The sequence below is a fragment of the Dyadobacter sp. CY343 genome (assembly GCF_021390335.1).
Taxonomy (GTDB): Bacteria; Bacteroidota; Bacteroidia; order Cytophagales; family Spirosomataceae; genus Dyadobacter.
Genome location: NZ_JAJUXK010000003.1, coordinates 710975 through 736006 on the forward strand (window position 1 = coordinate 710975; position 25032 = coordinate 736006).

The following is a 25032-nucleotide window of genomic DNA, read 5'->3' on the forward strand; positions in this document are numbered from 1 at the left end:
TTGTTTTATTAGATTACATCTTGCGCAGTTCATACACTACTTCCTTCGGCTCGCTGTTCAGGATAATCTGCCCTTCCAGCCACTTGATCAGGATATTCTGTTCCTCCAAACCCTGCACGTGGCGACCTTGCTCGTACTTCCGGAATCCGATAATATAAGTCTGGTTCAAAGGGCGGTATTGGAAAAAGTGCAGTTCGTTCTTCTTCAAGATCATCGTCCTGATCTCCTCAGATTTCCCAAATTGCGGTCCCTGCTTGATATCCACCCCTTTTTCCCATTCCTGCGCCGAAGCCGCAGCGACCAGGCTGTTTTCGGAGGTCAATGCGTAATAGCCCTTTTTCAAACCTGAGATCCGTACCGTTCTTGCGTTATCCGTAATGTTACTCGCTGATTTTGGCGAAGGGAGCGGCAGGTATTTACTTTCCACTGTAAATTTTGCAAGTGATTTTTCATCGTCAGCAGCCAGTATCCGCGCATTCGATGCCTCTGGTTTGCCTTTTGAAATCGTAATTGCGGTAGTCGCTTTTGCAGCGTCGAGACCCAACGCTTTTTCAAGGATTACCGCCAGATGATAGTACCCAAGTTCGTTCAGGTGGACCGTATTTTCAACGATATCCTCCTTTTTGGTGATATTTAAAATAGGGTTATAAATGTCGACAAACTGCTTCCCGCGCTGTGTGGCCACTTCGGAAATGACTTTGGAATACAATTCAAGATCCGCATTTCTCCGCCCGATCTGCTGGGTTGTATCACTCGAAACCACCGGAATGGTTGACAACAGTACGGCCCGCGCCCCAAGCTGATCGATCTTGTCGAGTAACTTATTCAGTCCCTCTTTAAACTTTGCTACGCCGGCTTGTCCGTCCTGCGCTTCCACGCCTCCATAACCCAAAAACACGACAGTAGGCGCCGCTTTCGTGAGGTCGTTCATCAAATGCTCGTAAGGTGTAGGCGGGTTGGTGTAGGTACTGCGACCTTCTCCCCAGACATTATCTCCCGTCCATCCCAGGTTGCGGAAAGTAACGCCTTTGTCAGAAAAACGGGTAGTAAGTGCGAATTCCAGGTAACCGTACTGGAAATCATTTTCGAAGATAGAGCTGCCCAGAAATACGACCCGGTCGCCGTCTTTCAACTCAAATTTGGAGGCATTTGCACTTTTAGCGGCTTCCTGGGCATTGGAAGTCCCGCATAGCAAAGTAAAAAACAATAAAACCACGTGTCCGGCAAGAACCAGCACTTTCAAACTTCTCATGCATTTTGGATTTAGGTATGTAAAAATGTAAAAGAAAAGCATTGCCGGGAATTAACTATCCTGCTGTAACAAGGTCGGGGTGAAAATCGGATCAATGATCGAAAGTCCTGATCTCTGCCGGCTTCGCCAATGCACGTACCGGCCCGGGTATCACGATCATCGTGATCACGGTAGCCAGCACAAGCGCCACCGACATTAACGTGTAGGAAGCATTGAAATTCCCTGTTTCTGTATTTAAATATCCGACAAGATAAGATCCTGCAAATGAGCCCAATGCGCCCAGACTGTTGATCAAACCGATCGCGCCGCCGGCTACATTTTTGGGGAGTAACTCGGCGATAGCAGCGAAAAATGGTCCATAAGGTGTATAAAGCGCCGCTCCCGCAGCCACCAGCAATGCATAAGCAAACCAGAACTGGTCGGGCCCGAGCCACACAGCGCCGTACAAACAGATTGCGGCGATCAGCAAAAAAGGCCAGACGAATATCTTGCGGTTACCACTTTTATCCGAAAAATAAGAAGCTGAAAGCATCCCGATCACAGCAAAAAGATAGGGTACCGAGGCCAGCCAGCCCGTATTGACCATATTCATATTCGGCGCAGCCTTGATAATAGAAGGCAGCCACATCACAAAACCATACACACCGACGCTCCAAAGCAGGTATTGCAGGCACAGTAGAATCACTTTCTTCGACTTGAATGCTTCTGCATAATTTTTTACAGGTTTAATGCCCGCCTGCTCGGCTTTCAGCCTTTCCTCTACCTCCATTTTTTCCTCATCGGTGAGCCAGGTAGCAGCCATCGGGCGCTCGTCGATCATTCTCCACCAGATGAATGCCCAGACAATTCCCGGCGCTCCCTGCAAAATGAACATCCACCGCCAGCCCATCGAATCAATGAGATAACCCGATAAAACAGACATCCAGAGTACTGTGACCGGGTTTCCGAGGATCAGAAAAGTGTTGGCGCGCGAGCGTTCTTCTTTGGTAAACCACTGGCTTAGCAGGATCAGCATCGCTGGCATTACCGCGCTTTCCACCACACCAAGCATAAACCGGATGATGATCAGCGTCGTAGTATCGTTGACCATCCCGGTCGCTGCGGCCAACCCGCCCCAGAGTATTAATGAAATAAAAATGAGCTTCTTGGCAGTCCGTGTCGCGGCATAATGCGCGCCTGGTATCTGAAAGAAAAAGTAGCCCAGAAAGAAGAGCGAGCTGAGTAAAGTAGATGTATTGGGGGTAATATTAAGATCGTCGGCCATGCCGCCTGCTACGGCAAATCCGAAATTAGCCCGGTCGAGATAGGCGAGACTATAAGTGATGAAAACGACCGGTATAATACGGAACCATCTCTTTTGGGCCAGCGGCTTCATGGGTAGAATTTTGGTTTATAGAAAAGCGATATCTACCATTAAAACCTGACGCAGTGCATTTCTACCGTAATTCAGTCTATTCTCAAAAGTCAGGACAGCACAGGATAATGTTGCTGAATAGAAGTGGGATTATTGATTCGTGATAAAAATTATTGGTTTATTGATAATTTAAAACTACTCCCTTATTCTCATGCTGCTTCCTAAATCCCGCCTGCTGAGTTCGCTGTTTTTATGTGTTTTTATTTTGATACAAAAAACAGTTGCACAAGCCCCCAATCCAGGTTTCAAGTTCCAAAAGGGTGATCGTATCATCCTGCTTGGCAACACATTTGCAGACCGGATGCGGCACTATGGCTACTTTGAAACGATCCTCCAAAAGAGTTTTCCGGGCCAGAACCTGACGCTGCGAAATATGGGTTGGAGTGCGGATGAAGTTGGATTGCAACCGCGCCCGCTGAATTTTCCTGGTTTTGGAGAAAAAACTTCGCGGCTCACGGAAGGGCAAAAGGAAGTTACTTTTAAAGGTTTTACCCACGAAGGCGAGCCTATTACAATGCCCGTCGGAATGAATTTCACCGGATTAAATCAGGATTTGTTCGATCAGAAAGCTGACATAATTTTTCTTTGTTTCGGGATGAACGAGGCTTTTAAAGGTCCCGCTGGTATTCCGCAGTTTGAGAAAGATCTGAATGCATTTATCCAGAATTTACAGAGCAACAAATACAATGGAAAAGCGGCACCGAAGCTCGTGCTCGTCTCCCCGATCGCGCACGAAAATCTCGGAACACATTTCCCCGATCCGGCGGAGCACAACAAAAATCTGCAACTGTATACCCAGTCAATGAAGAAGGTGGCGGCGGCAAAAAACCTGTCTTTCATCGATCTCTACACACCTTCACTGGCAAGAATGCAGGCGAAGAATCAGCCGAAGATTACGATTAACGGTATTCACCTGACGAATACAGGTTACCGGTTGGCTGGGGAATGGATGGCGCAGTCGCTTGGTTTTGGGAAAAGTCTTGATCTCAATTCCGAGAATAGCAAAAAGCTGGCTGCTGTCATCAAAATGAAGGACGAGCACTTTTTCTACCGCTGGCGGGCTGTAAATGGCGAGTATATCTATGGCCGGAGACGCGAACCTTTCGGTGTGATCGCATTTCCGCCGGAGCTGCGCAAGCTTAACCAAATGGCCGCGTCACTCGATTCGGTGATCTGGGAGTTAGCTAAAAGTAAAGGTTCTGAATCGTACCAAAAAGCTGTGGACATTATCGACCGGCGCGGCAAACCTGTTGACCCGATTTTGCAGACGGAAATCCCGATGACCGGTCGCCAGGGAGAAGCGGCGAAGGCAGCAGCGCATGCGCATCACGAGAAAACGTGGCCGGCGACTACCGAAAAATTCAAGTTGCCCGAGGGTTATGAGATCAATCTCTTCGCTTCGGAAAAGGACTTTCCCATTGAAAAGCCGGTAGCCATGAATTTCGACGCAAAAGGCCGCCTTTGGGTCGCGACAATGCCGACTTACCCACAGTATTTTCCGGGCATTCCCGTGCACGATAAGATCGTGATCCTCGAAGATTCCGACGGCGACGGTAAGGCAGACAAGCATACCGTTTTTGCTGACGATCTGTATCTTCCACTTGGCTTTGAATTCGGCGATGGCGGCGTGTACGTTTCACAAGAACCTGATATTCTGTTCCTTAAAGACACAAATGGGGACGATAAAGCTGATACGCGTGAAGTAGTACTGACCGGTTTTGGCTCCGAAGACAGCCACCACGCCACGCATGCATTTACGTGGGGACAGGACGGTGCATTGTACTTCAATGAAGGTACTTTCCTGAATTCGCAGGTGGAAACTCCATATGGTCCGATCAGGTCTTATGCCGGGTCGACCTACCGTTTTGAGCCGCGGACGCACCGGTTGCAGCACTACATTTCCTATCCTTACTTCAATCCATGGGGAAGTGTATTTGATAAATGGGGCACGCATTTGATCGGCGACGCGTCAGATGGATCTAACTATTTCGCACCGCCGATGACGGGAAAAGTGGACTACCCGGACAAGCACCCGCGCCTGAATATGTTTACGGAAACGCGCGTGCGGCCAACTGCGGGAATTGAGATTGTTTCCAGCAAAAACTTCCCGGATGAAGTGCAGGGAGATTTTTTGGTAAATAATAACATCGGATTTCAGGGTACCAAGCAGCACAAGATCGTGCACGAAGGTTCGGCTATTATAGGAAAAGAAGCGACGGATCTGCTGCAATCTGCCGACCCCAACTACCGACCGATTGACCTCGAATTTGGTCCGGACGGTGCGTTATATATTGTCGACTGGTACAATCCGCTGATTTCACACGGCGAAAATCCACCCCGCGACCCGGCCCGCGACAAATCGCACGGGCGCGTTTGGCGGATCAGTTACAAAGGCCGGCCGCTGTCAAAAGTGACGGATATTTCTAAACAAAATATTACTCAATTACTCGAAAACCTGAAAGCGGAGGAAGACAGATTCCGTTATCGCACGCGGCTGCAAATCCGTGAGAAACCTGCGTCAGAGGTACTGCCTGCGCTGAAAAAGTGGCAGCAAGGTCTTGATAAAAATGATCAAAACTACGAATTACACCTGGCCGAAGCATTGTGGCTTTTTCAGGATTTTGACACAGTAGAGGAAAATTTACTTAAAACGCTTTTGGTAGCCAAAGACCCGAAAGCACGCACCGCCGCAACGAAAGTGCTGCGGTTCTGGCACGAGCGGATTCCGGCTTCGCTTGAATTATTAAGGAAAAGCGCAAATGATGAATCGCCGAGAGTGCGACTGGAAGCTTCGGTTGCATTGAGTTTCTTCGAAAATGAAAAAGGCGTAGAAGCCGCTATGGATGTATTGAAATACCCAACCGACTATTACCTGGAATATGCAGTTTCGGAAACATTCAGGCATTTGAAACCGATCTGGCTGGCGGGAATGAAGGCAGGCAAAAACTATCCGGAATATGCGACGCGCTACTTGCTGGGACAGGTTAGCAGTCAGGAAATGGCGGAATTGCCGAAAAGCAAACTGATACTGGAAACCATGCTGACACGCCCGGATATAACCGAAGGAAACAAGCTGACCGCCTTGGACGAATTGGCGGCAATGCAAAAAAAGGGTAAAACCGATGTTTTGCTAACTTCCCTGCGGGACCTTAGCAAAACCCAAAACGCCAATACCGCGTCGCAACTCGCACTCACCCGCCTGCTACTCATTTCTGAACCTTCGGAGCTCAAAAAGCACGCGGGAGATTTAAAGCAAATGCAATCGGATCCGAATAGTGTGATCAGGTCGATCGGTTACGCAGCGGCGCTGACTTCGGGTGATATTACGCCGGAAACTGATATTGAACCTTCTAAAACATCAGACTACCTGGCTGGACTTAGTCTGGTTGCGGATAAAAGCAAGCAGACCGATTTTTACCAAAAAGTAAAAACACTCGCGCCGCAGTCTCCCGAAAAAGCGTACGCGCTACTGATGGATATGACCATTTCGGATGAAGCTAAAACCCAGTCGGCGAAAGCGCTGGTCGCTTCACTCGCCACGTTGCCCGAATCCGTGCGTGACTCGGAAGCATTTGGTAAAGCGGTTGTTTTGATGAAAACGAAAGTCGGAAGTCTGCCTGAGGGAAGCCGGAAAGAGGTAATGCAAAGTCTGGAAGAACTGGGAACGATCGAGATCAGCCTCACCGCGATCGAAGCAAAAATGGCTTTTGACAAACAAAAACTGACCGTACCAGCCGGCAGAAAAGTGTCGCTGGTATTCAATAACCCCGATTTGATGCCGCACAATGTGGTTATCGTGAAGCCAGGCACAGATGAGAAAGTCGGTGAAGCAGCCGACGCTATGGCAGCGCTGAAAGATGGATTTGAGAAGAATTTCATTCCGGATACAAAAGATGTGCTTTTCGCGACGCCGCTGGTCAACTCGGGGAAAAGCTTCCGGCTGGAGTTCAAAGCGCCGACAGAGCCGGGCAGCTATCCGTTTATCTGCTCATTTCCGGGACATTGGCGTGTAATGCGGGGTATTCTTGAAGTTACCGGTGCGAATGCGGCTGCAAAGTCTTCACCGAAAGGCAAGTAGCATTCTATTTGACAAAAATCCCTGCGTATAATAATGTACGCAGGGATTTTTAATGAGTAAGTTTATTTGCATTAGAAGCTCGCCAGGGAATTGACCAGTTTTTGAAATTTCGGCTTGTCACTGATTCCTTTTGCAACTACCGCGGCAGCAAGTCCGCCGAGGAGATACCACGTTACTGTGAGTATTTGGGTCTGAACCGATTTGTTGACGGGTTCGTCATTCAGGCCGAGCGGTTTTGTGAGGGTAAGTGCCCCTACACCGGCCGCGAGCCCGAAACCTGCGCCTCGCCATAAAATGTTCTCTTCTTTTCCGCTCCCTACCATGCTATAAAACGCTGCATTGCTGAGCAGGTCCGTTGCCAGGGTAATGCCGAAGAGCGTTTTACCGGTTGGCGGGTCTATATTAATACTTTTGAGTGATTTGGAAATAGCCTCTTCCCCCACTCTATCGACTCTGGGGGCTTTTGCGTAAAATTTCTTGGCTCCTTCGTGCAGGAGGTTCAGCACAATCGCACCTGCTAATCCTGCTGCCATATTTTTCGTTGCATTCATAACTTCGGAGTTTTAATGTTTTTCCGTGGTTATGGTAAATATTATGCCAAAAGGGAAGGGATCGCTTTGTTTTCCCTAAAAGCTTACGGTTGATTATAGAAAAAAAATTCTTGAGAGTTGCGGCGAAGCCGGTGGATCACCGGGGAAGAATCTTAAAAAGGTATTCTATATATTTAAAAAAAATAGAAACTATGCGACACACATTTAAGATCAAATCAGGAAATTTAGATCAGGGCTTTATCAGATCGGTCCGAGACATTTTCGGAAATAAACCGCTTCGAATTATTGTGGAGGACGCGGAAGACGGAAAGCTTTCGGATCAGCGGGAGCTCTATAAAATTACGCAAACCGTCTTTGACCGGTTTAAAGATGCTAAGATTGATCCTAGTATCGACCTGTCTGCTCTGGCCAGCGAAGTGAATCTATGATTTATTTCGACACGGACGTTCTGATCCATATGCTGGTGATCCAGGATCTTGGAAAACATCAGGTGGCCAGATCCTATTACGAACAAGCTATCGAAACCCAGGATTTCTTTATATCGCTGCTTTGCATTCAGGAAACCGCATACGTGCTTCAAAGGTTGGGACAAAAGGCCAATGATATTGAAGATGCAGTGAAAGGTTTTCTCCAATTTGAGCCCGTGCCGTATATGAGTCGGGATATGCAACGAGGCGTTGTACTGGCAAGATCAATGGGTTTCAAGAATATCAATGACTGCATCCATCTGGCTGTTGCGGAGACACATTGCTCTCAGATCTGCACTTTCAACAAAGCGGATTTTGGAAAAATGAGTAAGTATACAACTCTGGAAATTACGATACTTTGAGCATGTACCTTATCACGCAGTCAGGTGGGCTAGCTTAAAAGCAAAAGCGGCAGCCAGTTGTTGAACCGGCTGCCGCTTTTTTATATTGAAATTATCTTAAACGCCCAGCGTCCAACCTTCGCGGTAGTTCCGTTTCACATACTGGTTCACCTCGTCGAAGTTCGTGACTTTCATATTTTGAGCGTCCCAAAGCATCTTCATGTTGCTTCCCGGATAAGTAAAGCCTTTTCCGTCTTCACGTGCTTTTGGCATATCAGCTCCGCGGATCGCCAGGTTAGCGCCAAGGATAGCTTCCGTCAAAGGACCAGCGAGTTCGAACGGCGAGCTTAGTTCCATTTTACCGAAACCGGCAATGCAACCTTCCACCCACTGCGCGTAGTGACCGTCTGCGCTTCCAGGCACACGGGCAAATTTCTGTTTCACCTTCACTTCCTCCATTCGGCTCAGCGGCAAAAGGCGCGGGTTGGCCGCATATTCGCTCGCCATCATTTTTCCTTTTGATCCGACAAACAAAATACCGCTGTTACCGTCTCCAAACAATTCGTTCGGCCCTAGTTCTTCCGGTCTTTCGGGTTTGATACCGCCGTCCATCCAGTGCATCGTAACCGGACCTTTTGTTCTCGGTGTTTTCGGGAAAGTCAAAGTTGCGTGGCTCGATGGCGGACAGCTGTCTGGAAAAATACCTCTTTTACCAAAACCGGTAAATACACTCCCAACGCTCGCCTGCATATCTGTGGCGTATTTCAACCCAAGTACCCGGAAAGGTGCTTCCATCAAATGGCAGCCCAGGTCACCCAAAGCACCGGTACCATAATCCCACCAGCCGCGCCAGCTACCCGGGATCAGGCCTTCAACATAATCTTTTTGAGGCGCGGTACCAAGCCACAGATCCCAATTCAACTCTTTCGGAACAGCCGGCTTGTCGGTCGGCCAGGGAATACCTTGTGGCCAGATCGGACGGTTTGTCCAGATGTAAACCGTGTCCACGTCACCGATCACACCCGCATCGTACCATTCGTGCAGTTGACGAACGCCGTCTCCCGAAGAGCCCTGGTTTCCCATTTGCGTCACAACTTTATATTTCGCAGCAGCCTCGGTCAGCTTTCTTGCTTCCCAGATATCGTGCGTCATCGGTTTTTGCACATACACGTGCTTACCAAGCTGCATAGCCGCCATAGCTACCACCGCGTGCGTGTGATCTGGTGTCGAAACAGAAACCGCGTCGAAATTTTTCGCTTCTTTTTCAAACATTTCGCGCCAATCCTTGTAGTATTTCGCTTTCGGATAAGTCTTCACCGTTTCTTCTGCCCGCCGATCATCCACGTCGCACAAATAACCGATATTGGCCTTACCGCTTTTGAAAAAACTAGCAATATCAGACCTTCCTTTTCCACCCACACCTACTCCGGCCACGGTAAGCATATCACTCGGGGCACGGTAACCTTTGCCCAGCACGTGGCGCGGCACGATCATAAATCCGGCCGCAGTGGCTGCCGAAGCTTTGATAAAGTCCCTTCTCGTCGAAGCAGCCTTATCTTTTTGTGTATTCGATTGGTCCATATTTTTTAGTGACAATTTGATCCTATTAGTAAAAGGCGGAACTGCCTTAATTTAATGTAGTAAATGGAGTTATTCCGCAGAAAAGTCCACTCTCGGAGCTGAAAGTCCTGACAATAACAATACTGCCATTCCAAAAAATGAGGCTATGATCGAATTACAACGAGGGGATATTACCAAAATGGAAGTTGACGCGATCGTCAATGCCGCCAACTCTTCCCTGCTCGGCGGCGGCGGGGTAGACGGCGCGATCCACCGCGCAGGAGGAAAAGCGATCCTCGACGAATGCATGGCGATCAGGAACCGGCAAGGCGGCTGTGCTACCGGGGAAGCGGTGATCACTACCGGTGGCAACCTGCCCGCCCGGTACGTGATCCACACAGTAGGACCAGTTTGGAACGGGGGCAACAAAAATGAAGAATCATTTTTAACTTCCGCCTATCAGAACAGCCTGAAACTAGCTGCGGAAAATCAGATCAAAACCATCGCATTCCCAAACATCAGCACCGGCATCTACCATTTTCCAAAACAAAAAGCCGCCGAGATAGCTGTAAGAACGGTCAAAGATTTTCTGGCAGTTTCGGATGTGGTTGAAAAGGTTATTTTTGTTTGTTTTGATGAGGAGAATTATGGGATTTATGAGGCGGTGATTGGGGGTGGGTGACGGCTAGCTATTTTTTAAGCTACTTGAATTCTTTCCTCCTGAGTGAATCGAACTATATGTTGATAAGAATTTTGCCAATCCAAGAGCGCAGATACGAATTCAGGTTTCAGTTCCAAGTCAGAAGCTTGCAGTTGTCCTTCAAGATCGTCATGAATACAAAAGCTACTAAATGTTGCTTTTAATGTCAGGTATCTCATTTCTTTGTTCCATTAAATGTTCGGTGAAAAATAGTCTTTAGTGAGTGTTTATTATCACCGCCTCAGAAAGACACGTTAAGGCCTTCCGATAAGCACCAAACTGTTCTTCCGATCCAATATCCTCCTCTCGACTAAAATTGTCGAGTAATTTTTAATATTCTCTCTTAGATAAATAAACCGATCTGCATTGAAAGAGGGATTTTCTAACTCATGATAACTATATAGATAACATCTACAAGTTTTGTCTAGAATCACAGATGATAATAGTTATCCTTTAAGATCAATACATTAGTAAAGAATTCCAGCGACTCCTTCTGACTCAATCGATTTAGGTTATAGCGGGGCATTTTCATTATATTTTCAATTCGACCCCTAGGCTTACTGTCCAAATAAAAATTCCCTAGCACATCAAAGAAGTAATTATGAATCATACTATCACTTAATTGCATATCATCCATTAATTTATTAGTCTTTCTTAATACATATTCTATATCCGTGTCTGGGATATTGAAGTGAATTACGTTCCTATTTTTGGATTCATTTTGACCACAACTAATCAAAATATTCGTTAAATAAGGCCTACGTATATTTTAAAATCTTTCATCATCTATCTGTTAAATCCTCTATTATTATACTCGTGTCTCGCGGATGGTCCGTGAAGCCTTGTATATTACTTGGGTACCAATTGCTTTTTATATATTGCCAATTGAATCAATTAATTGTCATATAAATACTTATTATGAATAATATAGATATTGCACATACTACTATTCTCTTCCTCATTTCTTCTTAATCAGTTTGATTTTCATCGTAATATCTAACGTAAGCCCGCTCTTACTCTCTAAATTTTGCTCCTTCTAATTTTCTAATTACATCTTTAATTTCTTCCTCTAATCGTTTGTCATCGTAATAGCTCCGGTCTCCTTTCCTCCATGCATCATTCGGTTCGTAGAAATCCATATCATAAGCGAGTTCTGAGAGAACTTCACTCGATTTTTCATCATTCCAGACGAGCTCTTGAAATTGCTTTATGAGGCTTTGACGATTTTCCTTGTCTTTTAATATTTGTTCTAGTATTTTCATTTTATTGAGATATAAAACGCTGCTTAATTAAGTTGTTGCCTCTTAGGACAGTTGTTACTTTGCCCGTAATCTTATTGGTTCCTATGAGAAGATCTTTCCCTGAACCAAATCCATTTTTAAGGACATAATTGAAGGTGTCATTCTTTGGATCAAAATATCTTACACCTTTTGACAGTCCAATTTCAACCATTTTTGGAGTAATTCCTCTCTCGTCATTCGTGAAGCAGCATGTTGGGAAATCTCAATTCCTGACTTAACTAGCGGGCTTGCCTCCCTATTGGCTTCCCTTCCAATAACCCTCCCCAGCCACTGCGCCCGAACCAACCCAACAAGCGGCTTAAATAACCATTCTAATGGCTTCGCAATCGGAATGATCGTAAAATCAATAGTATGATCACTCTCAATACCATCCACCACCGGCAGTTGCTGCCCCGGCTCCCAGCCGGTCGCTTTCATCCGAGCCAGCAAACCAAAAGGCTTGTCCTTCTCCACCCGCTTCTTCCTCTCTGTCCTCCTGTTCCCGCTGCTCCTGCCGGAACATTTCCTCTGCGGCTTTGCCTTCGAAATGCCAGCTTTGTGTGCCGTCAGGGCCGATGAAGATAAGCGGATTATCGTTGCCGTAGGTGTAGGGGCTGAAGCGCCGGCGGCTTAAAACATTCGATCAATTGTATCGCACCTAGCTATAAATAATCCTCTATTGAATTGCCAATCTGCTCACTCATCTCAACTTGCAGCATTTTTAATTACTATAAAACAACATCATGGATATGAGGTACTGCTACTTTTGATTGTATTACAATAAATTATAACATTCTTTTCTTTTAAAAAATCAATTATATCTAAATCACTTCTTGACGGTTTAAGTCTATCCCCTACATCCGTCATATCGATACCATACAAATATTGGATTAGTTGCCACATAAGTTCTTCGTTTTCTTTTGGGTCAAACTCAACCTTTCCGTCATCAAATAACTGCATCATTTTCCAAGCCCACCTATCAGCATTAGAATATGATAAGCTTCCATTCAAAACAGAAGCATATTTTTCTAAAATTATGTTTACCGAAACTACCATTTCCCTAAATAATCTCCTGTGATGTTAAATAAATAATGCGTTTTTACACCAGTCCCGAACTCAGGTCTTACCTGAATAATACCACCATTGGGATTCAGTCTTTCAAACCAAGTACGCTTACCCTCCTGACGTCGGGTTCCATTCTCTGACCATTCTAAAAGAATTGGCATCCCCTCTATTTAAAGTAGCTCGCCCGTAATATCTAAATCTTCCATTAGCTAATTCTTTAAATCCTCCCGCCCCGTATTTGTCAAGCTGTCCTAAGTGCTGACTTAACTTAGCTCCATTTGTTGGTAAGCTAGCACTATTATTTACTGTCTTAGCGGCTTCCTTCCCAGCAACCCTCCCCAACCACTGCGCCCTGACCAACCCAACAAGCGGCTTAAATAACCATTCTAATGGCTTCGCAATCGGAATGATTGTGAAGTCAATCGTATGATCACTCTCAATCCCATCAACAACCGGCAGCTGCTGCCGCGGCTCCCAGCCGGTCGCCTTCATTCGCGCCAGCAGGCCAGAAGGCTTGTCCGTCTCCGCACGTTTCTTTTCGCGGTCCTCCTGATCGCGCTGCTCCTGGCGGAACATTTCCTCGGCGGCTTTGCCTTCGAAGTGCCTTTGCGTCCTATGCTTATTGATTAGAAATAATCCCGTTGTCTAATAATAGTCTTAACTGATGCTACCAATGACAGGATAATTACTTAAAGTGTTCAATATATCCTTCAATAGATCATCAATAGAAGCATTATCAGTTAGCATAATGAAGCTCAAACTGATGCCCCCAGGCTCTGTTTTTGCAAGCACATCCCATTTGATATTACCTGTAGCTTCACGTTGACCTTTTAAGTATAGCCCTTCCTCCATTGTTTGAAATTCAACCTCCCCTATGAAACTGGTAATCAAATTTTTTATGCCTTCGCTAAACTTGAGAAAGTCGTCAGCTCGAAGATTTGTGCTATAAAAACAGTTAAGTCCGGACGTTTTTATTGTAATTTCTGACCTAAGCCAATTACCATCCCAATAATCTAGACTATTTGGATAGCTTCTTCGAAGTATATCAACTTGCAATAATGCTTCTGCTGATTGTAATCTCATCATATATATGTTTAGTTAGGAATAACGGTAATAATATGACCAGCTTTATTCGTAATAACTTTCAAGTTGTCCTTAATAAATACAGTAGTCCCCTGAGTATTACCTGCTGAGATACTTGTTGGTTTTTTGACGACATCTAACACTGCACTTGGAGAAAGAAATCCCCTCGCTTGCATTTGATCAAGGGCATGACCGGTGAATTTCGTTCCGCTTATTGTTGTGGGTGAATTCTTGGTCAAAATTTCTAGAATATTTCCACTCCGTCCTACAGGTGTCTTGGCCAAACGGCTTGCAGCGGTATCACTTACCTTTCCAACCGCTCTCCCCAACCACTGCGCCCGCACCAACCCACCAAGCGGCTTAAATAACCATTCTAATGGCTTCGCAATCGGGATTACCGTGAAGTCAATCGTATGATCACTCTCAATCCCATCCACCACCGGCAGTTGCTGCCCCGGCTCCCAGCCGGTCGCTTTCATTCGCGCCAGCAACCCAAAAGGCTTGTCCTTCTCGGCCTTTTTCTTCTCCCTATCTTCCTGTTCGCGCTGCTCCTGCCGGAACATTTTTTGGGCGGCTTTGGCTTCGTGCTTTGAGAAGAGATAGCTTTACCAGCGAGCAGATTTGTCTGCATCGCTGGTAATCCGGGCTGACCTTAGATTAAGGCTTAATTTGATTTGCTATTCTGATCTTCAACGTATCCGTGCGTTTCGCATAGGACGAGGTATCAGCTAAGACAAGAATAAGACTGTCTTCGGCCATTTGATAGCTAACTAGCACTTGATAACGCTCGAAAGCCGCTAAGAACTCATTTCTCCCATTTGTATGAAATTTTTGAAGTAAAATCTGTTCTTGAATGGTGGCGTTCGATGGCACGTAAGATATCGCTATTTGATTGCGTGTACCACCATAGTCAAATCGGGTAATTTCTACGGGCTTACCATCATTAAATAAGGTGAAGTTAAATGTCACATAAATAATTATTATGAATAATATTACTATTGTAGATACTACTATTCTCTTTTTCATCTCTTCTTAGTCAGTTTGATTTTCATCATAATATCTATATCCCGCTTTAATGAATGATTGATCTCTTGGATCGTCGCCGTAAGGGGCTAGCATGGGTTTCGAAAGAGTAGGCCCACTGGGAGTCCAACCAGTTACTTGTGGTGAACCATAAATTTGCCATTCCGATTTAGAGGTTCCACTTTGAATTTGAGCTGCACCAGCTTGTTTCAATGAAAACCCCTGACTAAATCCGTATGCATTTGCAACCGCTCCAAAATGGTGATTTCCTATATCTTGTGCTTCCATTTCCTTTCCTTTGAAAAGGAACCGAGTTTGGCCGTCATTTCCCAGCCCATAAATAGTATTTTTGTTTACCTTGTAATCCCATTCACCTTTGGATTTCACCAGGTTTCTAAATCTAAACGGATTATAGATTTCAGAAGCGACTCTCGTATTATTCTCTAATAAATTTTTATAGATTTTAGAGATATTAATGCTCTTACCTAATTCACCAAGCGCTTCTAAGTTATTCTTATGGCCTTTCGCAAAAACGAGGTTATCATTTTTGTCATTACGGGAAATATATCCCATTCTATCAACAATAATCGTATCACCCAGCGGATCCGCAAATCTTACAGGGTTATTGGTTATGGCTATATAGGAACTTAATGACTGATTCGGTTTCGGATCAATTTGTATCCAATAACCGATAGGTGGGTCAACTCCATTGAAACGAGCGGAGCGCAAAAAAATATGGCTTTGCTTACTTATAATTTTTTAGTATCTTACTAACGTTTGCTTCGTCAGACAAATCCCAGTACCACCACTTATCAGAATTCTCTTTTTCTACTGCAAACCTTCTTTTATAAGCTATCCTAAACAAACTCAGAAGTAACACGAGCGCTTTTGTCAATTCATTTTCAGGCAGGTTTATAAGTTTTTCCAAATTATGATTTGCGATACCTTTTTTTAGTAAAACACAAGGAGTGTAAGTAGCCTTCAAATTACTGTTTATAATAGCAGGTTCAATATCCTGTTCTTTCGGTTTGGATTGAAGAATAAGTGCTACTACTTCTTTTAAATAGTTCTTTCTCTCTAATATGTCCCATTCCGAAAATGGTTTTAATAAATCTTCAATGTTCAAAATATCTTGACCATATTTATTTAGAGCAACGGAATCCTTTATTTGTAACATAACTATTTATCTATTTTGGAAATACTGTTATATGAGGATGTCCTTGCCACACTGGTCCTGGAAGAATATCTATATTTCTTGGTGTATTATCTAATATTGACCGAGCACCTGGTAAAGAGTTCTTAATTTTAGACCATTCTTTGCTATTCTTTAGACCACCTTCAATTATATAGTCCCAGTCAGAGTACGCACCAGCTTTTCCACTCGCTCTACTTCCTACTACTGTGATAGGTTTATGTATTCGGGTTGCAGCATTCTGAATTCTCAAAAAATCTCCCTTGGATATAATGCCTGCTGCATTATCGATTAATCCTGTTACCCGCTCAACAGCCCCCTTCCCAACAACCCTTCCCAACCAACTTGCCCGGATCAACCTCGCAGCCCACTCAACCGGCTTACCAAGCGGCAACGCAAACGACTCAATCGTATGATCACTCTCAATACCATCCACAACCGGCAGCTGCTGCCCCGGCTCCCAGCCAGTCGCTTTCATTCGCGCCAGCAGGCCAAACGGCTTGTCCTTCTCGGCCCGTTTCTTCTCCCTATCCTCCTGTTCGCGCTGCTCCTGCCGGAACATTTCCTCTGCCGCCTTGCCTTCGAAATGCCAGCTTTGCATGCCGTCCGGGTCGATGAAGATAAGTGGATTATCGTTGCCGTAGGTGTAGGGACTAAAACGTCTTGCTACCTCGCTCATCGGGTCGATGGTACCCCACCGGCCGATTTCGGGCATGTACATCCGTGCCCCATAGTCCACATATCCCGTCCCTACCTGCCGCTCTTTGTCATTGTACAGATAACGATTTGCCCAATCCTGCACCTTCGGTACCGCCCCGTCGCGGTTAATGCTTAGCCCGAAAGGATAGTAATCCGTCCGTTGCAACGTGCTGCCCTTTTCATTGAAAACCAGCCTGGTACTGCCTAAATGGTCTTTCAATGCATAATGAAAAACGGGTTTACCTGCTACTATTGCTGCTTGCCCAGCCGCAAGCTGAACCCGGTATAAGCTGCTTACATTGCCTGCCTTCCGGTACTCGAAGATCCCTGCGTATTGCAATGTGATCGTGTCGGCGGTGTATTGCAGCTTCCTTCCTGATGCGTCGTAGTCGTAAGTAAAAGTCTTTGCCCCGATCTTGACGGTTTTGGCAAGGTCAAGCTGGTTGTAGGTGATGGTGGCATTTCGGCCGCCGTCAGTGGTCATGTTGCCGTTTGCGTCGTAGGCGTAGCTGCTTAGACCGGCTTTTATTCCGGTGTTGCTGGCTGAATTGTCGGTGACTGAGGTAAGCCTGTTGCCCGAGTAGGCATAAGCCAGCTGGTCCTGGGCTGACCCGCCGCGGGTGAGCGTTTTCAGGTTGCCGTTCGGGTCGTAGGTGATCGACTGCTCGGTGTCGGTGTAACCATTGATCCCGGTCGAGGCGGTCAGCCGGTTTGCGCCGTCGTAGGTAAAACTGAGTCCTTTTGCGGCTTGTGCTTTGTCCTGCCAATCCATTTGACTGATGTTGCCATTGGTATAGCTGTTCTCTTTCTGGTAAGCCAGCCCGTAGCCAAAGAATGCAAGCTCGGGGCCATCGTTTTGTTTTTTGTAGACAGTTTTTGCTGAGGTTTGCCAGCTGCGGATGTTGTGGCTATAAGTGGTTTTTCTCAGAAAGTAATTGCCGTCTTTCGAATGCAGCCACTTCGTGTACAGCTGCCCTAGCGGATTGTATCGCTGCGCGGTCGTGTAAGCTTCGTGTGAACCAGTTGGCGCGCTTACCGTTTCATGCGTGCTCAAAAGGCGGTCTGCGTGATCGTAGGTGTAGGTAGCAACGTGCGTGTTGACTGTGTTTGCATTTATTACTTGCTCGGTTTTCTGTGCCGCTATTACCGGCGCCAGATCGTACAAGTATTGGCTAGATACCCTTTCGATTGCGCCTGCGGCTAGTCCGTATAATTCGCGGTTGGTTTGCAGCGGGCGGTACTCTGCATCATAGTAATTGACAGAAGTCAGCCAGGCGCCAGTGCCTCCTGCTCCGGGAAGTACCCGGGCGCGGCTGCCGGTTGGGTAGCCTTTTACATTGGCGTTATTTGTAGGGTAGTAGACTGAACTGTAAGCCAGATTGGCTGCTTTGGAAAAAGCGTAATCATCGTAAAAAGTGATATTTAGAAGATTGGCTTCTGTCGCATTTTTGGGCGCTGTTTTGTCCAGGGTATAGCCTGCCATTTGCCCATTAATACGCTCTTCGTGGTGAAGCGCGTTGACATCCACCGCCGCTGACCAGTCTGCCCGGCTTAGGTTCGAGGCGATCTCTCCAGTAGCAATAGGTCGGTTTCTTCCGTCGTATTTGGTAAAACCCCACATGCCGCGCGCGGCCTGGCCCGCATTCCGCGAAAGTGCTGGTCGGTTGAAACGGTCGTAAACCAGCTCGGTCGTACCTGCGCCGGGGATGGTTTTGGAAATGTTCCTGCCGCGCTCGTCGTAGCTGTAAGTGAAAGCCTGTTCGGAAAGTGAAGGGTTATCCTGGTAACCAGGCTGTAAAACCGTCCGCAATTGCCCCAGATCGTCGTAAACATAGTAGGTCGAAAGGGTTTGCTGGGCCGAGGCGACGATCTGCTTGCAAACCATTTGGCCCAGCTTATCGGTAAAGGTATTGGTCACATTTCCAGCCTCGTCGGTTTCATTGAGCCAGAACAAACTCCCTGCCGCATAGTGGCCAACCTGCGATAAAGTATTGTTACTTAGGTCAAAATCATAGCGTTTGACCTGATTGGCAGCATTGGCCTTGTGTTTGGTGACCGAAGCCGCGCTTTTATTCCCGGCAGCCTCCTGGCCGGTAACCCTGCCGAGCGGGGACTTTTCGTAGAAGGTCTGCTGGTAGGGTTTGCCCAAATCCGAAGCATCCAGCCCAGCCGGTGCCGATTGATAAAAGCTTGCAGCCGAATTTGCCGCATTCGGCTGAAAAGCGCCGCCTCCTGCGGCCGGATAAGGTAAATGCTGTTTGGACAACCGGCCTAAAACATCGTAGCCGGAAGCGCCGACCAAATCTGCGCCTGACGGACTTTGGCCGACCTCCACAGTCTGGGTCGGCCTTCCCAGCCCGTCGAAGTACTGGATTTGGGTTGATACTTTGCTCACATCGCCCGCCAACGCGCCTGTCTGTTTGTAGGTCCGGGTCTGGATGTAGTTCTGCGTGCCGGTAGGCTGGGCGTGGGTATTTTTTACAATTAAAAAGCCCAGCAATAGCAGGTATAATTTTGAATAGTTCATTTTGCGGATGGTTTGGATTGTAAGTGATATTTGTGGAGTCCGCAGTCGATTACTGCTTCACAATTCGGTGGTGACTGACACTTCCATCCGCGTAAATGATTTTTACCAAATACAACCCAGCAGCAATATGCGCTACCGGTATCGTACTTTTCCAGGGAGAAACCAGCACCTGTTTACCGGCCGTATCAATGATCTCAACCTGACGAATATTTGAAGGATCGGAGGTTTGTATACGAAGCTCGGAGCCGAGCGTGAGCGGATTTGGGAATAGTACGATCTCGCCATTTGTATCGAAAAAGACACTTCGGATTCGGCTGAATGCGAACGTGCTGTCCATATCGACCATGCGCAGGCGGTAGAGATTTTCACCCGTTAATGGATAATTGTCCGTAAATAGATACGACCAGCTGCTATCACTTTCCACCTGCGCCGGAACCGTTCCCAGCTCCTGCCACTGTTTTCCATCCGCACTCCGCTCGATCGCGAAATGCGAGCTGTTTGTCTCACTTGTGGTGGTCCAACTGAGTAATACCGAGCGTTCCTCGGTCGCCGCATCGAAGGTGAGCAAGGTAACCGGCAGGGCTTCCTCACCCGATCAATGCAAGCGGCGGCGGTGAGGTAACTCCGGTGACTGGAACCGGCGGACATTCCACGACCTGCCCAGCGAAATTATAGCAGTATGAGACTAGAAGCGGGCCTGCTGCATTATTATTACGGCTTCCTTTTAACCTCAGATACCCATCATACTCGTAAAAAATCGCCTTCGAATTTGGATCCTGAATTTGCTCGACGCCAATCGTCGGTTTGTAATTGTATGCAGTAGTTTGCGCAGAAGATGTCCCCTCGGAAGTAGTACTGCTTTTAACCCAATCCGTCTTCCCAAAATCACCTGCGCCGAAGTATTCCAGCTTGGTGAGCGAACCTGCATTGTCCTGAAACGTCAATAAATTCCCCCGGTTGTCGTAGGAAAGAAACTGCATATCCGTCACCGGCGAAGGCGCTGTGCCTAACTTGCCTTGAACCAGCTGGGGGAGGTGAAAAATACCCTGCGTGAGTGCGTAGGTCGTTTTGGTCCAATGCAAGGGTGTGAAAACCTGCGCATTTCCATTTACAACAGCAAGTCTTTTCGAAATCTCTACCGGAACGGAAATCATGTTTTTCGCCGTCATTTCCGTGGAAATTCCGTCGGCGAGGTCGAAGGGATATTTGTAAAGCGTTTCAACCTGTCTTGGGTAAACCTGCGACTGGCCAACCTGTACCTTCGAAGTCCCGCCTTTACTGTCCGTAGTGACCATTTTGGTCGGCTGCAAATACGTATTGTGATAGGTGTATTCAGAAATCGTTTCAGTGAAATGACTGGGATCGCCGTCTTCGTCGTAGGTAAGCTCCTTCTTCTCCCTGAGCCGGTTCCAGACGCTCTCGATCTGATAACTCAAACCGAATGTAAATCCGTCCGTAGTTTTCACTTTGAAACCTTTCACCAGCTTATCCACCGTGGATTCGTAGGCGAAAGCGACTGATCTAACTGGTTTATTCTGGCTGTTATAATGCAGTTCCGCCAGAATACTCCCATTCAAATAATGCACCATATTAGGCATTCCCGACTCGGTGACTGACTTATTGAGATTCACCGGCCCGCTGTATGCGCTGCAATTGAAACTACCCACCGACCACAAACTGGGCTGCACCGCGCACACCGGCGCCTGACCACCCTGTCCCCAGGTCATACAGAAAGTAGTATTATCCGTCAGTTCGACCTTATTTTCGTAATTAAAAACCGAGTATCCGTCTTCCAGTCTCGTCGCGCCGTCAAAAGTGGTGACCGTATTGTAACCGACCGGATTCCCCTGCGCGCTTGCGCCCATCGGGTGGCGGCAGGCCGACGAATAGAGCACGCCGCCATCAACCCACTCCATAAAAGTGAGCGGCGCCATTAACTTGCCGGTCTTCTGAGAAGTACCCGGATCCTGATATTCAAACTGGCTCTGTTTCTGCACATTACCATTTGCTTCCTTATGCTCGATCTTCTTGATCCGCGTCCCGCCGCCAATAATTTCGGGGTTACCAATGAAATCCTGCACCGCCAGCACGGGAGCGATGACGTTTTGAATATGTGCATTGGTAAATGTGTTCGCCTCCCAGGCGTAAGTCGCTTTTCCGCCTGTCGGGTAGGTGACGTCCGTGAGCAAATTGGCCGTCACAACAGCTGCATTCGCACTTCGGGTGGCGCCGGTGAGCAGTGCAGCCGGCAATTTGAATTGCGCGCCTGCTACCACCTGATCCGATGGTAGCATCGTATTTCTGGTATCGTTCACCGTCGCCCCATTGAAATAACCCCAGTAATCCTGCTGATACGAGTTTTTATCGGGCAGGTTGGTGGTTGTATTGTAGGTAAACCGATAACCGGGCAGCAGATTCGCGCCACTTTTTTCACGAACATTCAGGAGCTTCAACCTTTTCCTGACAATGTCAGGTGCATTGGAATTACTATTGAAATATTCGTAGGCAAAGGCGAGCGTTTTGATCACCGCGCCGCCGGGAGTCTGGACTTCGATCCTGTCCAGTTTCAGACTTCCTGCGGGCCGATCTTCGCGGGCGCTCCGAAAAAATTTAACCTTACCATTTGTGAAGGTGATCTCGTCTGGCAAAATTTCCTGACTTAACACTTCCGAAACCCGCCAGCGAAAACTTGCATCGCTGTCCGCACCGTTATTAGTGCTGTAAAATGTCTCGGTGCCAGTTGGCAGCTGACCAATATAGCCTCCCGTAAAATAGGAGATGCTGATCACGTCACTTGCTGCCCGATTAGGAGATCTGACTTTTGTGAGGTACCACGCGTTCACATGTTCCACCGCCGCCGATGTGTACAGCAACCCGCCATACTCGACCGCATTCTGATATTTAATCGTTTTCTTGATACCCGGGTCAATGACCTTTTGAATTTCCTTTTGGTCAAAAGTATACTCCGTTCCGTCGGGAAGTGTGAGCAGGAAATTCCATTGCGCAGGCACGGCGCCGGTGATCGCTATTTTCACCGCATCTTTTGTCAAACTTCGTGCTGCAAACTGGCCCGCGGCGATCGGCTCGATCACGAACTTTCCGCTGTATCCAGCCACGTCGTAAGAAAACAGGTCCAGTTCTGTATCAAGAGAAGGTTCAAAATTCGAGATAACCGACATATTGGACAAAATACCGGCCAGCTCAATGCCCGCGGGGGTAGCAGTACCCCCGATACTATTTGCCGTAAAAATCCTGTAATTCCCTTGCGACAGGTTGATACACAGCCCCAAACCCGCGTTGGAAGAAAGTTCAACCAACCGCCGCCAAGCATTTCCGTCGCTTTTCAGATCATCCCGCCCACGGATCTGCCTCCGGATCACGCCGCCTGCCTGCAATGCCCAGCCAAGCCCGACCTGCGATGCTTCTTCCTCTACCCGAAGGCCGGATCCGTGGTAGAAAAGTGAGAGCGGCAGTTCCAGATCTGCATTTTTGACCACGTACAACGGAACCGAAATGGAAGGTGTGCCGGTGTAGTAACTTACGGGAATATCCATGTATTTGCCAAATGAAGCCACATTCGGTGACGACGGGATGACGGCGGAAAATGCACTTTGCGCCTGGATTACATTCGGAACTTCGGGTTTACTAATGGTCGTGTCCCCGGGCGCGTTAGGATCTTTGGGTATCTGCGCCCAGATCGGAGAAAAGCATATTAAACAGAAAAAAAGAAAAGAAAGTAATGTGTGTTTCATTTGTTAAATGGATTGGTGATTGAATGTCACTCAACCTGTTCGGATCGGCCGAAAGCCGGACAGATTTCCATTTAGACGTAACACTATTCATTAGGTCACATAATTCGGAAGGAATTTTCTTAAATATTTTTTGTTGCCTTAAAAGCAGTTCGGCAAACGCTGAACAAACGGGCTTCCTATTCTTTATATGTCTGCACAAAACGTTACTATTCCTGCCTCGGCGCTGCATTTTTTAAATACACTGAAAGAAAATAATAACCGCGACTGGTTTAATGCAAATAAGGATCTGTACCTCAAACAGCTCTCACATATTGAAGCTTTTGCAGATGCATTGTTGGGTGAAATGAATGCGCACGATGTGATTGAAACCGTTTCTGGGAAGAAAAGTCTGCATCGCATTTACCGGGATACCCGCTTTTCACTGGACAAAACACCTTACAAAACGAGTTGGAGCGGCGGCTTTACGCGTGCGACTGCGCTGAGAAGAGGAGGATATTACTTCAATATACAACCCGGGAATAGCTTTATAGCTGGCGGGTTCTGGGCGCCTGAACCGAGGGACATGAAGTTGATCCGCGATGATATCAGCTTCGATCCGGCGCCGCTCAAAAAGATTATTTCAGACAAAACTTTCACTCAAACCTTCGGCTCGCTGCTTGGAGAACAGCTGAAAACGACGCCAAAAGGTTTTGATCCAAACGACGAGGCTATTGATTTGCTGCGTTACAAACAGTTTCTGCTGCAACGAAATTTTACCGATAAAGAAGTGACAGGAGCGGATTTTCTAAAAAATGCCAATCAGACCTTTATCCTAATGCGCCCATTTTTCGATTATATGAGCGAGGTTTTGACCAGTAACCCTGACGGTGATTCGGTGGTTTAGTTTCAAGACTTCACGCCCTAAACTTCTAGATCATCTTCGCCATTTCGTTCAATATCGCCGCTTTTTGCTTTTCAATACTATTGAGTTGTTTGACCAGCTCAGGCTCGGTATTGTATTGGCCGATCACTTCCTGCAACTGCGCGGAAGCAGCATGAAGGTTTTCAAACTCCGCGCTAAGTTGCTTGTATTCACCGGTATTGCAAACCGGAGTTTCTGTTTCACAATAGGCTTTTAACTTTTCGTACTGCACGTCAGTATCGAGTACATCATGTGCCTGCAAACGCTGATCGATCTCGATTTGAGAGTAAAAAACGGCAGGCTGCCGGTTGACACGCCAGATCCAGATCCCAATAAATCCAGCCAGCAAAACGGCCGCGGCGTACGGCCAGTGGAATATCCGCTTCCGGCCCGGCGCTTTCCGCTCGATCAGTTCCCATAGCTTTTCGTCGGGCTCGTGCCCGGGCAGCTGCGTGATTGCGTGCTGCAGAGGAGCTTCTTCGAGCCGCTCGCAAATCGCCAGCCACGCTACCGGCGCCGGCGTATAACCAGGCAGTTTGGCGAGTGCTTTTTTTAACGTATCGTGATTTGTTTCTTCCATCATAGTCAGGAAAGCATGCCGCGCAGCTTCTTTTTGGCGTAAAACAATTGCGACTTGGAAGTTCCTTCCGAAATATTGAGCATCACCGCTATCTCCCGGTGCGTGTAACCTTCCACTTCCGCCAGTACAAAAATGGTTCTAAAACCGTCTGGCAATGAGAGGATTGCCGTTTCAAGATGGGACGCATTGATTTCATCTTCACCCCAATTTACCCCCATTACCGGCGCGTCATCAATATTATCCCAGATAACGATCCGCTTCTTCTTGGTCGAACGTCGGACCACAATCTTTTTGATCCACGCGCCAAGTGTCGACTCGCCGCGAAACTGGTCGATGTGGCGGAATACGTCCAGGAAAGAATCCTGTAAAACGTCGTTTGCATCGTCAAAATCCCCCGTGATGCGGTACGCCAGCGTGTACATGGCATTTTTGTAGCGATCGTATAGCTGACGCTGCGCAATCCTGTCATGTAAAAGGCAACCTGAAATCAACTCCGCCTCCGGGTTCATAGAATATCCGATTTACATCAAAGAGGCCGCAGGGTTACCGAATGGTTGTATTGGTTAA

23 protein-coding genes are annotated in these 25032 nt (G+C 47.1%); 5 read left to right on the forward strand and 18 right to left on the reverse strand.

Annotation, left to right across the window (positions count from 1 at the left end; all coding sequences use genetic code 11):
* Positions 1 to 13: 13 nt before the first annotated feature.
* Positions 14 to 1252: a GDSL-type esterase/lipase family protein gene (locus LZG94_RS11300; protein ID WP_233791988.1), complete on the reverse strand. Its 1239-nt coding sequence runs from the start codon at positions 1250 to 1252 to the stop codon at positions 14 to 16.
* A 91-nt stretch (positions 1253 to 1343) separates the two neighbouring features.
* Entirely contained in the window at positions 1344 to 2627 is a 1284-nt protein-coding gene (locus tag LZG94_RS11305; protein WP_233791989.1) for an MFS transporter, read from the reverse strand.
* A gap of 190 nt (positions 2628 to 2817) precedes the next feature.
* On the opposite strand from LZG94_RS11305, the gene LZG94_RS11310 reads away from it, so the two are divergent.
* On the forward strand, positions 2818 to 6744 hold the full coding sequence (locus LZG94_RS11310; protein ID WP_233791990.1) for a PVC-type heme-binding CxxCH protein: 3927 nt from the start codon (positions 2818 to 2820) through the stop codon (positions 6742 to 6744).
* A 71-nt stretch (positions 6745 to 6815) separates the two neighbouring features.
* Here LZG94_RS11310 and LZG94_RS11315 read toward each other — a convergent pair whose 3' ends face one another.
* Positions 6816 to 7295, reverse strand: a complete 480-nt coding sequence (locus LZG94_RS11315; protein WP_233791991.1) for a hypothetical protein — start codon at positions 7293 to 7295, stop codon at positions 6816 to 6818.
* 191 nt (positions 7296 to 7486) lie between these two features.
* Here LZG94_RS11315 and LZG94_RS11320 point away from each other — a divergent pair, with 191 nt between their 5' ends.
* Together LZG94_RS11320 and LZG94_RS11325 are read left to right on the forward strand one after the other, a co-directional pair.
* Positions 7487 to 7723 carry a hypothetical protein gene (locus tag LZG94_RS11320; protein WP_233791992.1) on the forward strand — a complete coding sequence of 79 codons (237 nt, stop codon included), beginning with the start codon at positions 7487 to 7489 and terminating at the stop codon, positions 7721 to 7723.
* Positions 7720 to 8124: a type II toxin-antitoxin system VapC family toxin gene (locus tag LZG94_RS11325; protein WP_233791993.1), complete on the forward strand. Its 405-nt coding sequence runs from the start codon at positions 7720 to 7722 to the stop codon at positions 8122 to 8124. The genes LZG94_RS11320 and LZG94_RS11325 overlap by 4 nt, the downstream gene beginning before the upstream one ends.
* Before the next feature lie 96 nt (positions 8125 to 8220).
* Here the strand turns inward: LZG94_RS11325 and LZG94_RS11330 are convergent, their stop codons facing one another.
* On the reverse strand, positions 8221 to 9684 hold the full coding sequence (locus tag LZG94_RS11330) for a Gfo/Idh/MocA family protein (protein ID WP_233791994.1): 1464 nt from the start codon (positions 9682 to 9684) through the stop codon (positions 8221 to 8223).
* Between the two features lie 145 nt (positions 9685 to 9829).
* Here LZG94_RS11330 and LZG94_RS11335 point away from each other — a divergent pair, with 145 nt between their 5' ends.
* Positions 9830 to 10345, forward strand: coding sequence for an O-acetyl-ADP-ribose deacetylase (locus LZG94_RS11335; protein ID WP_233791995.1), 516 nt, complete (start codon positions 9830 to 9832; stop codon positions 10343 to 10345).
* A 1031-nt stretch (positions 10346 to 11376) separates the two neighbouring features.
* Here the strand turns inward: LZG94_RS11335 and LZG94_RS11340 are convergent.
* The 12 genes from LZG94_RS11340 to LZG94_RS11395 all read right to left on the reverse strand — a co-directional run bounded on the left by LZG94_RS11340 (position 11377) and on the right by LZG94_RS11395 (position 22984).
* On the reverse strand, positions 11377 to 11625 hold the full coding sequence (locus tag LZG94_RS11340; protein ID WP_233791996.1) for a hypothetical protein: 249 nt from the start codon (positions 11623 to 11625) through the stop codon (positions 11377 to 11379).
* 159 nt (positions 11626 to 11784) lie between these two features.
* Positions 11785 to 12117, reverse strand: coding sequence for a hypothetical protein (locus tag LZG94_RS11345; protein ID WP_233791997.1), 333 nt, complete (start codon positions 12115 to 12117; stop codon positions 11785 to 11787).
* A gap of 267 nt (positions 12118 to 12384) precedes the next feature.
* Complete coding sequence (locus tag LZG94_RS11350) at positions 12385 to 12699, reverse strand: hypothetical protein (protein ID WP_233791998.1); 315 nt, start codon at positions 12697 to 12699, stop codon at positions 12385 to 12387.
* 117 nt (positions 12700 to 12816) lie between these two features.
* On the reverse strand, positions 12817 to 13284 hold the full coding sequence (locus tag LZG94_RS11355) for a hypothetical protein (RefSeq protein ID WP_233791999.1): 468 nt from the start codon (positions 13282 to 13284) through the stop codon (positions 12817 to 12819).
* An 81-nt stretch (positions 13285 to 13365) separates the two neighbouring features.
* Positions 13366 to 13794 (reverse strand): hypothetical protein, encoded by a 429-nt coding sequence (locus tag LZG94_RS11360; RefSeq protein WP_233792000.1) that lies wholly within the window; start codon positions 13792 to 13794, stop codon positions 13366 to 13368.
* Positions 13795 to 13802: 8 nt separating this feature from the next.
* Positions 13803 to 14354 carry a hypothetical protein gene (locus LZG94_RS11365; protein ID WP_233792001.1) on the reverse strand — a complete coding sequence of 184 codons (552 nt, stop codon included), beginning with the start codon at positions 14352 to 14354 and terminating at the stop codon, positions 13803 to 13805.
* Between the two features lie 94 nt (positions 14355 to 14448).
* Positions 14449 to 14817: a hypothetical protein gene (locus LZG94_RS11370; protein ID WP_233792002.1), complete on the reverse strand. Its 369-nt coding sequence runs from the start codon at positions 14815 to 14817 to the stop codon at positions 14449 to 14451.
* A gap of 6 nt (positions 14818 to 14823) precedes the next feature.
* On the reverse strand, positions 14824 to 15543 hold the full coding sequence (locus LZG94_RS11375) for a polymorphic toxin type 44 domain-containing protein (RefSeq protein ID WP_233792003.1): 720 nt from the start codon (positions 15541 to 15543) through the stop codon (positions 14824 to 14826).
* Positions 15544 to 15559: 16 nt separating this feature from the next.
* A complete protein-coding gene (locus tag LZG94_RS11380; protein ID WP_233792004.1) occupies positions 15560 to 15991 on the reverse strand; it encodes a DUF5958 family protein in 432 nt (143 codons plus the stop codon).
* Between the two features lie 10 nt (positions 15992 to 16001).
* On the reverse strand, positions 16002 to 19232 hold the full coding sequence (locus tag LZG94_RS11385; protein WP_233792005.1) for a DUF6443 domain-containing protein: 3231 nt from the start codon (positions 19230 to 19232) through the stop codon (positions 16002 to 16004).
* A 49-nt stretch (positions 19233 to 19281) separates the two neighbouring features.
* Positions 19282 to 19800, reverse strand: coding sequence for a T9SS type A sorting domain-containing protein (locus tag LZG94_RS11390; RefSeq protein ID WP_233792006.1), 519 nt, complete (start codon positions 19798 to 19800; stop codon positions 19282 to 19284).
* 19 nt (positions 19801 to 19819) lie between these two features.
* Positions 19820 to 22984 carry a hypothetical protein gene (locus LZG94_RS11395; protein ID WP_233792007.1) on the reverse strand — a complete coding sequence of 1055 codons (3165 nt, stop codon included), beginning with the start codon at positions 22982 to 22984 and terminating at the stop codon, positions 19820 to 19822.
* Positions 22985 to 23171: 187 nt separating this feature from the next.
* Here LZG94_RS11395 and LZG94_RS11400 point away from each other — a divergent pair, with 187 nt between their 5' ends.
* Positions 23172 to 23867, forward strand: a complete 696-nt coding sequence (locus LZG94_RS11400) for a DUF2461 domain-containing protein (RefSeq protein WP_233792008.1) — start codon at positions 23172 to 23174, stop codon at positions 23865 to 23867.
* Positions 23868 to 23892: 25 nt separating this feature from the next.
* Here the strand turns inward: LZG94_RS11400 and LZG94_RS11405 are convergent, their stop codons facing one another.
* The gene (locus LZG94_RS11405) at positions 23893 to 24468 is read right to left on the reverse strand and encodes a hypothetical protein (RefSeq protein ID WP_233792009.1); all 576 of its coding nucleotides are present in this window, start codon (positions 24466 to 24468) and stop codon (positions 23893 to 23895) included.
* 2 nt (positions 24469 to 24470) lie between these two features.
* A complete protein-coding gene (locus tag LZG94_RS11410; protein ID WP_215231503.1) occupies positions 24471 to 24974 on the reverse strand; it encodes an RNA polymerase sigma factor in 504 nt (167 codons plus the stop codon).
* Positions 24975 to 25032: the final 58 nt, after the last annotated feature.